Annotated in this window: 9 protein-coding genes and 1 pseudogene; 8 read left to right on the plus strand and 2 right to left on the minus strand. The window is 62.2% G+C overall.

Annotated features, from left to right (window positions below; genetic code table 11):
• The coding region (locus VMR39_RS09445) for a DUF2339 domain-containing protein (protein ID WP_325415716.1) at window positions 1-2,157 on the minus strand (2,157 nt) is incomplete at its 3' end.
• A gap of 125 nt (window positions 2,158-2,282) precedes the next feature.
• Between VMR39_RS09445 and VMR39_RS09450 the strand changes: the two genes are divergently transcribed.
• The 3 genes from VMR39_RS09450 (at window position 2,283) to VMR39_RS09460 (ending at window position 4,859) form a co-directional block, all read left to right on the plus strand.
• Window positions 2,283-3,422 (plus strand): sterol desaturase family protein, encoded by a 1,140-nt coding sequence (locus tag VMR39_RS09450; protein WP_325415717.1) that lies wholly within the window; start codon window positions 2,283-2,285, stop codon window positions 3,420-3,422.
• A gap of 1 nt (window position 3,423) precedes the next feature.
• On the plus strand, window positions 3,424-4,032 hold the full coding sequence (locus VMR39_RS09455) for a TetR/AcrR family transcriptional regulator (protein ID WP_325415718.1): 609 nt from the start codon (window positions 3,424-3,426) through the stop codon (window positions 4,030-4,032).
• Window positions 4,033-4,370: 338 nt separating this feature from the next.
• Window positions 4,371-4,859, plus strand: a complete 489-nt coding sequence (locus VMR39_RS09460; protein ID WP_325415719.1) for a hypothetical protein — start codon at window positions 4,371-4,373, stop codon at window positions 4,857-4,859.
• A 218-nt stretch (window positions 4,860-5,077) separates the two neighbouring features.
• Here the strand turns inward: VMR39_RS09460 and VMR39_RS09465 are convergent.
• A pseudogene (locus tag VMR39_RS09465) lies at window positions 5,078-5,320 on the minus strand (DUF4424 family protein); the annotation flags it as partial.
• Between the two features lie 399 nt (window positions 5,321-5,719).
• On the opposite strand from VMR39_RS09465, the gene VMR39_RS09470 reads away from it, so the two are divergent.
• The 5 genes from VMR39_RS09470 to VMR39_RS09495 form a co-directional block, all read left to right on the plus strand.
• Window positions 5,720-5,947 carry a DUF3072 domain-containing protein gene (locus tag VMR39_RS09470; protein WP_325415720.1) on the plus strand — a complete coding sequence of 76 codons (228 nt, stop codon included), beginning with the start codon at window positions 5,720-5,722 and terminating at the stop codon, window positions 5,945-5,947.
• Between the two features lie 1,087 nt (window positions 5,948-7,034).
• Window positions 7,035-8,096, plus strand: coding sequence for an SDR family oxidoreductase (locus tag VMR39_RS09475; protein WP_325415721.1), 1,062 nt, complete (start codon window positions 7,035-7,037; stop codon window positions 8,094-8,096).
• 507 nt (window positions 8,097-8,603) lie between these two features.
• Complete coding sequence (locus tag VMR39_RS09485; protein ID WP_325415722.1) at window positions 8,604-9,125, plus strand: DUF4172 domain-containing protein; 522 nt, start codon at window positions 8,604-8,606, stop codon at window positions 9,123-9,125.
• A 1,482-nt stretch (window positions 9,126-10,607) separates the two neighbouring features.
• A complete protein-coding gene (locus VMR39_RS09490) occupies window positions 10,608-11,750 on the plus strand; it encodes a PAS domain-containing protein (RefSeq protein WP_325415723.1) in 1,143 nt (380 codons plus the stop codon).
• Window positions 11,747-12,066: response regulator (locus VMR39_RS09495; RefSeq protein ID WP_325415724.1), on the plus strand; the 320-nt coding region annotated here is incomplete at its 3' end. The genes VMR39_RS09490 and VMR39_RS09495, both read left to right, overlap by 4 nt.

Below are 12,066 nucleotides of genomic sequence, written 5' to 3' on the forward strand. Positions count from 1 at the left end.
CGCGCAGGCGAGCGCCGGCACCAGCTGCCGCTGCGCCGTCATCCCGGGCGCGGGGAGGCTCGTGGCGAAGACCGGCTCGCCGGACAGCGACATCAGCCCGGAAACCATCCAGCGGGCCACGGGCTCAAGCGCCCAAAGACCGATGAAGGCGGCAAGCGTCACCAGCGTCGGGGCCAGACGAAGTGCGGGCTTTCGCCACGTCGTCTCGGCGAGAACGGTGAGCGCCACGGCGGCGGCGATGGCGAGCCATGCCGCCGGCACGACCTGCGCCACCAAACCATAGCCCAGCACGGTAGCGACGGGCTGCAGCAGCACCGCCCGGCGCCTGTCCGCATGGTGCCAGGCGAACGCCGCGCCGGTCAGCGCGACGGCGGCCCAGCGCAGCACTGCCTGTCCGATGTGAGGCACGGCGGCGGTCTCGATGAAGCGGCTCAACTCGGTCGCGGCGACGTCCGTGATGGGAAGCGCAACGATCGCACCGGTCTGGAAGACCAGCGCCACCAGGCACAGTCGATCGTCCCTGGCTACGATCCCAAGCGCCAGAAGCGCGGCGGCGACGAAAGCGATCGCGATCGGTACCGCCCATGCCGGCAGCCCGACCAGCGCGGCGAGGACGACGAGCAGACCCGAGCCCGAGGCCAATAGCGCGAACCGCGCGTCGTCACGGCGGGCCGGCTGTTGCCAGCCCAGTGCTGCTCCGACAGCCGGCAAGCCCGCGAACAGAAGCGCCAGCAAGGCGAAGCGCCGGTCCTGTCCCGGCGCTGCTGTGTAGAATTGGCCGAACGCCAGTGCATACCCCCCCAGCGAAACGGCGCCGAGCAACCCGACCTCCATCAGCCCGCCCCTGTCACGCCAGAGGTTGCGCAAGGCATAGCCCCCGTAGATCAGCACGATGCCAGCGATCACGGCCACGAAGAGCGCCATGCCCGGCGAGGGCCAGAGCGCCACCAGGCCTAGCGCCGCCAGCACCGGCACCGCGACGACCTTGCGCAGCATGGGCGTGCGCCCCGTCAGCCAGACGAAGGCCAGCGACAGCAATCCGTAAAGTCCCCAGGTCAGCGGCGCAAACGCGCCTGTCGCTACCAGCAGCGCAAGCTGCAGGGCGGCAACGATCGCCGCGCCGACGTGCAGGACGGGCACGGCGTGCCGGTCGAAACTCAGCGCCGGCAGGCCGAGGCCCAGCAGCAGCATGAACAGTCCCAGCGACAGCGTGGCGGCATTGTCCAGCCCGCCCAGTACGATCAGCACCAGGTTCCAGCCCGCCCCGCCGATGAGTGCACCGATGCCCAGCCAGACCCAATGCTGGCGGCGCGAGAGCAGCGTCAGGCTGCCGATCACGATCGCGAGGTAACCGGCAAGCAGCGGAATGCTTGGCGCGCTGGACTGCACCACAGCCGGAGTCGCCAAGCCGCCGACCAGTCCAAGCACCGCGCAAGGCACACCGAAGCGCATTGCCAGAACCATCGCAAAGCCTGTGATGGCGGCGAGTCCTGCGAACGCCGCGCCCGGCCCAACGAGACCGTAGAGATTGGCGGCGGCAAGCACGGCTGCGTAAAGGCCGCCGATACCGGCACCGGCCAGCGACTGGGCCACGCGCGGATCGCGCACCCTGTCCTCGCTCCGACGCGCCAGTTCGGCGCCTGCGATCAGGCCCGTGCCGAACACCAGCCCCAGCATCACCCTAACGATGGGCGAGAGAAGCCCCGAATCGATCGAATATTTGACCATCAGCACGGCGGCTACGATCAGGGTGATCCCGCCCGCCCAGATCGGCAGCTTGCGTCCGAACAGGTCCTCGAAGCTGAAGCCAGACGCTGCCGCCTTGCCGACCGGATGAACCGCTTCTTCGGTGAAGGGCGCATCTTCGTGGATCACCACATATGGAACATCGGGGCCTGCTTCGAATGCCGCCGCGACCGCTTCGGCGGTGGGCTCGGGCGGCAACGGTTCCGGTTCGACAGGCGTGATGACCGGCGCCGGGGCCAAAGTCCGTGGGTCCGCAAACTCGCGAATGGACACCGCCGAATCGGGCAGAGCCGCAGGCCCCGGCGCATTAGCGCCCTCCCCCACCGCCCGCTCCAGTCGGGCAAGCCGGCGCCGGGTATCATGCAGCAGAGCACCTAGAATGATCGTCGCTAAAAGCAGGATTTCGGTCATGCCCCGTCCTTCGGTTGTGGCTGCGAGGCCTCATGCCTACCTAACAATCGAACACCGTGCAATTTAAATTAGACAGTGTTCGATTTTACGTTTATAGGGGTCGTCACGACAGGAGAGCAGGACCCATGACACCCATTCTCAAGCGGCTGGTGCGCGATCTCGAAGCGCCGATCGAAGCGCGGGGCTTCGGTACCGGCTGGTTTTCCGGCTTCTTCGCCTTGCTGCTTGCCTTCGCGGGGCTGAGCTTCGTCGCGGCGCTGCGTTGGCCCGGCTGGCTGGCCACTCCCGAACTGGCGCCTGTCCTGGCATCGCGTGTATTCCGCATCGCCGTCCACGCCACGCTGCTCGGTGCTTATGCGCTTGCGCTGCTCAGCCTGCTGCTGCGCCCGCGCAAGGCGCTGGGCATGACCGCACTGCTGGTGGCTCTGGCCGGCACCGTGCTGGGCGGCGCGTCGGTCCAACCGCGCGAGATGCATGATTGGGGCATCTTCTTCGGCGTCGACTTCTTTGCGGTGAACCTGATCGCCACGGGGCTGATGTTCGCGCCGCTGGAGCGCATCGTTCCCCATCGCGGCAAGCAGCGGCTGTTCCGGCCCGAATGGAACGAAGACCTGTTCTACTTCCTCGTCAGTTCGATGCTGGTGCAGATCGTCACCTTTCTTGCCCTGGCGCCATCGAGCTATCTCAATGCCCATGGCGAGACGCTGTCGGGTGTCCGCGCCGCCGTGAGCGGGCTGCCCTGGATCGTCCAGTTCATCGCGGCGATGTTCCTCACCGACCTCACGCAATACTGGTTCCACCGGCTGTTCCACCGGATCCCGTTCCTCTGGGGCTTCCATGCGGTGCATCATTCGGCCCGCTCGATGGACTGGCTCGCCGGGGGGCGGATGCACTTCGTCGAGATCGTCCTCCTGCGCGGAGTGACTTCGCTGCCCCTGCTGACGCTCGGTTTCCTGCCCTCGGTGATGCAGGCCTACATCGGCCTCGTCTACGTCTACTCGTCGCTGATCCATGCCAACGTGCGCGGCAACTTCGACCGCCTCGGCCAGTTCCTCGTGGTGCCGCGTTTCCACCACTGGCACCACGCGCTGGAGGACGAGGGGATCGACAAGAACTTCGCGATCCATTTCCCCTGGCTCGATCGCCTGTTCGGCACGCACTACTTCCCGCAAGGCAAGTGGCCGCAGGGCTATGGCGTGCCGGAAGTGGTCCCCAGGGGCTACTTCGCGCAGCTGCGCTATCCCTTCGTTCGCAAGGCGCAGTGACGTGGGGCGCCGATCCGACCATGGCCGCGACGAACTGCGCGAACTGATCCTCTCGACCGGGCAGCAGGTGATGGCGGAAGGCGGCTACGCCCGCTTTTCCGCACGTGAAGTGGCCAAACGCGTGGGCTATTCGGTCGGCACGATCATGCACATCTACGGCAATGTGGACCTGCTGGTCATGGCGATCAACAGCCGTACGTTCGCTCTGTGGGCCGAATGGATCGAAGCGCGGCTGGAAGGGGTGAAGGGCCGCGAGCGGATCGCGGTGCTGGTCAGGGGCTATTTCGATTTCGCCGCCTGCCATGCCAATCTGTGGGCCGCGATCTACGAACACCGAGTTCCCGAGGGACTGGAGATGGCCGAAAGCCTGGTCGCCGAACGCGTGCGCCTGACCGACATTATCCGGCGCGAGGTCGGCTCACTCCTGCCAGACAGCGGCTCCGACCGGGTCGCCCGGCTTACCAGTTCGCTGATTGCCACGGTCCACGGCCACTGCGCCTTCGCGCTGGGCGGCAGCTTCGCGCTGATGGGCGAAGTCGCGCCGCTCGAACTGGCGGTCGCGCGGGTGATGGAAGTGCTGCAGGCCAACTGCGCGGCACTCGACGTGTGAGCGGGCGGCGTGCCGCCGGGTTCCCACGTTCCATTTTCCTATAAGAGTTGTGCCGGGGTACGTTTTGGCCATGCTCCTATTGAGATCCCACCCAACCCCCGGTCGCGTGCCAATCGCGAGGCGACACCCGACCGGTACAAGGCGACAGGTGCGCACGCACAAGACGACATTCGAGAGCGCATGTTGACACCTAAGGCGACACTTTCACGGTGCAGAGCGACAGTCTTGGTGCGCAAGGCGACACTTTGCCGGCGAGGTGACATGCAAGACGACACCTTTTCCGTCTGGACCGTGTAAACCTGTGTCGCCTTGCCACGAACCCATGAGGTATTGAGGACATGACCAGCAAACCGACCCTGGCCGCCCTGCTCGCCATCACCTCAGGAGCGCTGGCACCGATCGCGCCCATAACAAGGGCGGACGAAAGCCCAGCGGTCCAGTCTCCCGACCCCACCCGCATCCTCGATCGCAATGCCGCGCAGCGCCTGCACGCGAACAAGGGCCTGACGTTGCAGTGGATCGACTGGGGCAAGGCACGCGGCAGCGCCTACGTGCGGACCGACGGCAGGGTCTGGAAACTGCGCGGTGCGCAGGCCGAGGCGGGCGGCCCCGGCCGCCTGCTGCTCGACGGCACGATCACCGAGATCGGCGCCGACTACTTCACCTTCGTCGGCCGCATCCGGATCAGCGACATTCCCGACGTCGGCCGCGTGTGCGACAAGGACAAGACCTGGCACTTCGCGATCACGCAGAAGCGCTCCTACTATCGCCTGCGCGAATTCGAATGGTGTGACGGTCTCACCGATTACATCGACGTCCACTTCTGAGCGAGGACCATTGCCGCCCGGTTACCCCGGAAGGTTCAACCGGTCGAATTCACCCTTGATCGAGCGGGGAAGAAACCCTCCGGAAGCCGCGTCTGCTTATCGACCGGAGAGCGGATGACCCGGCGCCACACCGGCTGGAGAGTTCGGGGCCGGCCCACGCGTATGTCGCAGATCGCTGGGTTCACTGCATGAATCCGATAAGTCGGCGAGATTCGTCGTCATGCGGCATATTCGTGATCGTCATTCCGCGCCGAATGGATTGAGAAGGAGGATCGAGAATCCTGTTTGGGGCGCCAGTCGCGCTTGCGCATTTCGAACGTAGCGGGGCCGATCTTCCTGACGCCTTCGCCGCGAAAGCTGACCAGCGTCTGCGGCGTGCCCTTGTCCACGACCAAGCGGAAGTCGTCGATCGGCTTCTTCCACCTTCTGCCAGTGACGAGGATATATTCGATCCAGCTCTGCGAATAGCGCGGACCGCTCTAGAACTTTGTCGAGCGGCGTAGGGTCGGTTCTATTTCCAGCGCCCGGCGATAAGCCGCCGCCTGTGCCCGGTCGCGTCCGACGCCAACTCCCGCGTTGTAGGTACGGCCGAGATTGAGGCAGCCATCGGCATCGTCCAACTCGCAGGACTTGGGGAACAGGTCTGCGGCCCGGACCGCATCCTTGGCTACGCCTTTGCCTTTCTGGACCAGCGTGCTCAGGTCGCCGTAAGCCGAGCCACCGTCTTGCTCGCACGCTCCGGTGTAGAACGCGGCCCCGCTTGGGGGGTTTGGAACGCGCCGGAATTTGCATCGCGCGTTTGTGGGAACCGGCCCCCCTGCTTATGCGTTAAGAACAAACAAAGAACAAGGAATGAGCATATGAGCGATGAACTGCATAATCCGAAACTGGATGATCACCCAGGATCGAACACGGAAAAGGATCCATCAGCATGGGTGTCGGGCGACGACCCAATGACCGGCGCACAGGCCTCCTATCTCACGACGCTATGCGAGGAGGCAGGCGAGGACTTGCCGCCCGACGGCATAAGCAAAGCCGAGGCATCTCAGCGGATCGACGCGTTGAAAGCAACGCTGGGTCGGAACTGACACGCATCCGTTCCCTAAGATCGCGTGAACGTACCGGTCGGCCGCGCCCACTCCGCCAACCAAGTTGCGCGCGCTGCTGCCGTCGCGTACGCATGTCTTCGATCTCCCCGTTCACCCGATGATCTCGTAGTAGTATCGACAACGGTCCGTTGGGTTGCGCAGCGGCGAAAGGCTGGCGGTTTTGCTCCCAAGCTACAGGGCGAGAGGCGATCGCCGCTTCAGCGTAGCCATGGCGGATGTCGAGGCCGTTCGACGTGCTCTACGGTGGGAAGTGCTGACCGCTCTCGCTACATCGACACCGAGCGCGCCATCGACCAACAGGTCGACCATCACGGAGATTGTAGTCAACGCCGATGCGTAAAGCTTCGCACGAGGGATCGAATGCAGATCAGGCCGCTGATTTAAGGCGATCCGAGCCGGTCTGAGGCACTGGGACAACCATTCGATCCTTGTCGGGCGCAAGGCTCAGCGATTTTACGAAGAGCCATAGCAACACAGTGGTTACGGCGACGATGAATGCCAGGATCAGCTGTGCGGCAAGGCCGGGATTTTTGTTTCTATCGCGCCTCACGTCTGCGTCATTATGACCGGCTCTGACGGCGCTATGACGCCAACGTCGTTCAAGACAGCTCAGTTTCAACTATTGAACGGCTCAACGGCTCGACCTCCGGAGCGGGCGTGGTAGGGGTTGCACTCCACAGCGCCCCCTTTTCGCCGATAGAAAGATGCCCGTCTTCCCAACATGGACGATAATTGGCGGGAGAAAAAGCGAGGTCGGCCAGAGTGGTTCCGAAGCTCGCAATTCGGTGTCGATAGAACAATGGATCCCGGCGCTTTCGCTTCATTAAGGACGGGTCGCCTCGTTACTCCGCGCCCTAATCGGCACCCGGAGCAGCGCGAGGCGTGCTTCAGCGAGCCCCGGTAGCGCCTTCTTACCCGCACGCGGCGGGGCGCGCAATCCTCCCGCCATTCATCGTCCGACGTTCCGGGTTGCATGTGGTTACCTTCTGGTGTCTGGGTCAGTGAATGGTGCCGTCTAGAAGATGGAGGCGCCAATGCCTAGGTCCGACGCGACAAGGAGATTGACATGGCGAAAACGGCATTGGTTGTAGGCGCAAGCGGCATAGTCGGCAGTGCAACAGCGCAGCTTCTGGTCGATCAGGGTTGGACTGTCCATGGCTTGGCGCGGCGGCCCAACGCTCAATCCGGGGTACATCCGATTGCCGCCGATTTGCAGGATCCGCTCGCGACTGCGCAGGCACTTCGCGACATCGACCCGGACGCGGTGTTCATCACTACTTGGCTGCGGCAGGACAGCGAGGCGCAGAATATTCGCGTCAACTCAGCGATGGTGCGCAATCTGCTGAATGGTTTGCCCAAACCCGGCAGTCCCCGTCACGTCGCGCTGGTTACAGGGCTGAAGCATTATCTTGGACCGTTCGAGGCTTATGGCAAAGGCGCGCTGCCACAGACCCCCTTTCGTGAGGAACAGGGGCGCCTCGACGTAGAAAATTTCTATTACGCCCAGGAAGACGAGGTGTTCGCGGCGGCTTCGCGCGATGATTTTACTTGGAGCGTCCATCGCCCGCACACCGTGATCGGGCTGGCGGTCGGCAACGCAATGAACATGGGCACGACGCTAGCCGTTTACGCGACGCTGTGCCGCGAGACCGGACGACCCTTCACGTTCCCGGGCTCCGCCGAGCAATGGTCAGGGCTCACGGACATGACCGATGCCACCCAACTCGCGCACCACTTGCTATGGGCGACGGAGACGAATGCAGCGCATGACCAGGCGTTCAACGTCGTCAACGGGGACATCTTCCGCTGGCAGTGGATGTGGAGCCGCATCGCCGACTGGTTCGGCATCGAGGCTGCGCCGTTCGACGGCAAAGTTTGGCCGTTGGAGCAGCAGATGGCGGATGATGCAGGGTTGTGGCGTGAAATTGCTGCTCGAGAGGACCTCACAGAGCCCGATCTCGCGCGCTTGGCCTCGCCATGGCATACCGACGCCGATCTGGGCCGGCCGATCGAGGTCGTGGCCGATATGACCAAGAGCCGACGTTTGGGCTTCACCGCCTATCAGCCCACCGACGATGCGTTCTTCGCCCTGTTCGAGCGGCTGCGCGCCGATCGGCTGATCTCTTGAAAGGATCGCCAGCGGCATCACCTCGTCCGATGCCGCTGGCACGAGCATCATCCATCAAATCGAACTGGTCTGGCTTTCCGGTCTTTAGCTGAAGCACCGTTGCCCGTGTCCGAATTCTCGGGTCGCAAACGATGTCGCTGATCCTCATCTTTACTAGGTCGCAGCCGCGCGGGTTACTGTCGATCGCCAGATCGAACAGCGCCCGATCCCGGATGCGTCGATATTGGTCGAGAGAAGCGGACGGCCCAGATCTGACAGGGCTTGAGCTCGCGCTTCGCGCCCACTTTACGCCGTGCTTTCCATGAAACCCGCTCATGCACGGCGGGAGCGAATTCTGATAATCCCATGACACGTCTCAAATGGCCATGTTGGCGATAGCTAGAACGCGTCAGAACGGGTTGTCCCGCTTCGGTCACTCAGCGAGTGGTGGCTGGGTGAGGCAAAAATCACAGGCTTCTACCTCAAAAACTGACATCCAGTGAGTTATAAAAAGGCTATTTATAGCTCATGAAGTGGGATTGGCAGCAGCCAGACTGGCCTGAATTTCGTTGGGATAGCGTCTCTTTGGCTGCGTCTGAAACCAGATTCCTGCTGCAGTCCGGGATACTCATCGGTTCGGTCAATTATCTTGCCGACGATGACCGCGCCGCCGTCACCATCGCTTTCATGACCGGCGGAGCGCTCCAGACGTCCGAGATCGAAGGCGAGTTGCCCAACCGCGACAGGGTGCAAAGCTCGCTGCGCCGCCAGTTCGGTCTTGACGTCGGAGACCGTCGCATCCCGCCGACCGAGCGCGGCATCTCTGAAATGATGATCGCCCTCTATCGCGACTTTGCCGAACCGCTCACGGATGAGACCCCGTTCGCCTTGCACCGCATGGTGGTCAGTGGGCGGCACGACATCGAGGCTGTCGGCAGTTACTGCGAACACGCAGACGCTATGCAGGGCGTCTCAGGTTTCAGCCACAAGCCGAAGGTGCATTTCGAGGTCCCGCCCTCGCAGGACGTGCCACTGAAAAAAATGGGTTGACCCGGGCAGGGATCGCTAACCTCTATTTCGTGTCGATCCACTCCTTCGAGGATGGCAACCGGTGCGTGGCTCGTGCGCTAGCCGAGAAGGGCTGTCACAGGCAATCGGTCAGCCCACTCTGATAGCCCTTTCACATGTCATCCAGCGCAAGCGGCCCGCCTATCACGATGCGCTGGAAGCGTCTAAAAAGAAAAACGAAATCACTGCCTGGCTGACCGATTTTGCCGAAACCGTGCTGGACGCCCAGACGCACAGTCTTGCCCTAATCGACTTTCTCGTCACCAAGACAAAATTCTACGATCGCTTCCGGTGCCGGCTGAACGAGCGGGCGAGCGCGCACCATTGCTCGGATGTTTCGCGAAGGGTTGGACGGCTACATCGGGGGGCAGAGCGCGGCCAATCACGTCACCATCACGGGTACCTCTCGTGCAACTGCAACCCGCGATTTGCACGAGTTGGTCGATATGGGCGCACCCGGGCAGACTGGCACGCTGAAATCCACCCGCTACTATCTCGACTTTGGCCAGTAGCGTGCCACGACCCTTATCGACGCCCAGCTTGAAATTTTTGATCTTCAGCTGCGGTCGGTCCGGTTTGGTCTGCGTTTCACTTCAAGAGAAGGCGCAACGGGGCCGATGGCGATCTGGAAAGCAGCTGGCGCACGCCATGGTTTGGGGAAGGAGACGGGACATCTGCTTGGAACATGCAGCGTTGGCGTGGCCGAAGACCTAACCTAACGAGCACCGACAGGCGCCTCGCACAAATCGAACGAAGACCGGTACGCCCTTCGGGGGCCAGCACATTGGGTACTGCCGCTGAAGCCACGACGGCTGGTGGGGCGCACCTAGCCCGTATTAAAAACAGGACCGTGGCCGAGGCCCCAAGATTGATGGCCGGATTGAATTCCCAACGAAACCAGGTTTGCGGATGTAGTGACGGAGGGGGAGATGAGCAAGGCCATCGAGTGCGTGGAACACACCGCACGCATGTGATGCCAGGGCATGGCCATTCCATCAGGATGCCACGCGTGTTGCGAGGCGGCGCCGGATGGGCGGCCCTTCTTCGTCCGGACAGGACGCGCGGGGCAAATCGCCTGCGGGGGAGTGCTGATGTGGGTCTCCATGCATAGGAGAACTGAGGCGATTGGCGTCGGTTCCTGTCCCCGCCGGTCCAGAGTCAGCCCTTCAGTCATCTGTAAGATGGGATATCCCGGACAGTAGCACCCTAGCGACCGACGACGTGCACCAGATCGCGAGATGCAAAGGGCAGCCGCGTGCTGCTTCACCGAAGCGAGAACCGCCCGTTGGAAGGCATGACTGCCTGTTTTGCCTCCACGCCGCAGGAGACCATGTGAAAGGTCACGCACGTTATCGAGGTTCGATCCACTTGCGGACTGGCGGTGTTGTCGCGCTCAACCCGCCTCCTCATGCCTAGAACGCATCTGGTCAAGGGAACGAACTTCGCCCGATGCGGTTTGAAAGATTGCGCGATGCCCTCTGGCTTTCGCTGGAGGCGAAATTGAAGCAGAGTGACGACTGGCATCTAACCGACATCCTTGATTACGAGCATGGCCGCGGTGACCCTTTCGCCGCCGCAGTGCGTGCGACACGTATGCCGATGGTCATTACTGATCCTGCGCAGGCTGATAATCCGATCGTCTTTTGCAACGAAGCGTTTCAGGCACTGACGGGCTATACCCGAAAGGAAATCGTCGGTCGCAATTGCCGGTTTCTCCAAGGACCTGATACCAACCGTGAAGCCGTAGCACGCGTCCGGGACGCCATAGAAAACGGCCATGATGTCGACGTCGATCTCTTAAACTACCGCAAAGACGGCTCGACATTCTGGAACGCGTTGTACATGTCGCCAGTCCGCGACAATCAAGGCGAAATCCGTTTCTTTTTTGCCTCACAAATGGACGTTTCCGATCGCATCGAGGCGCAGAAGATCATCAGCGATCAGAAATTTCTCGTAGAACGTGAAGTTGATCGGCGCACCGCAGATTTGCGAGCTGCACTTGATGCCAAGACGCTCCTGCTTCACGAGGTCGATCATCGGGTAAAAAACAACCTGACAATGATCGGTTCCTTGCTGCGCCTCCAGGTTCGCACGATCGATGATCCCGGGGTCGTGGCAATTCTCGACTCCCTGCTGGAGCGTGTCGATGCCCTCGCGGTTGTTCATCGTCAACTTTACCAATCGACCGACCTTGCGCGCTTCGATTTGGGCACGTTCGTTCAGAACCTTGCGACCGACGTCGTGGGTGCAAGTGGCCGTATCAATATCGTGCTGGACTTCACCACTCAGCCCTTGTTTGTGGACGCGGCCCATGCCTCGGCTCTCGGGCTGATCCTCAATGAAATTCTGACCAATGCCATCAAACACGCGTTTGCCGACGGCCGAGCAGGCCGACTCCGCGTGCATGTCGAAGAGGATACCAATAGCGGGCTCATCCGAATTTGTGACGATGGCCCCGGCATCGCCTCAAACCAGCGTACCAAAAGCATCGGCACTTCGATGATCACCCGGCTTGCCCGTCAGGCGCGGGCAGAAGCGATCTGGAGCGACAATGCTCCGGGCACCTGTGTGACGATTACCTTTCCCCGTAGCGAGACCGAAGCATGAACGACGCGATGAACGTCCTGATAGTCGAAGACGAGATACTGCTGGCCATGGATATCGAGGCCATCGTCGAAGACAGCGGCCACATTGTGCTGGCCGAGGCCGCCAGCCTGAAGGATGTCGAGGCCCTACCCGACGATATCGATCCCCAGCTTGCCTTCGTCGATATCCATCTCGCGAACGGATCGAACGGCCTGGATGTAGCAAAAGTCATTCAGAAGCGTTGGCCTGATGCATTGATCATCTTCGTGACTGCCAACGTCGCCAAGATTCCGGACGATTTCTCCGGCGCCCACGGCGTCATCGCAAAGCCATTTTC

The sequence above is a fragment of the Sphingobium sp. genome (assembly GCF_035511395.1).
Taxonomy (GTDB): Bacteria; Pseudomonadota; Alphaproteobacteria; order Sphingomonadales; family Sphingomonadaceae; genus Sphingobium.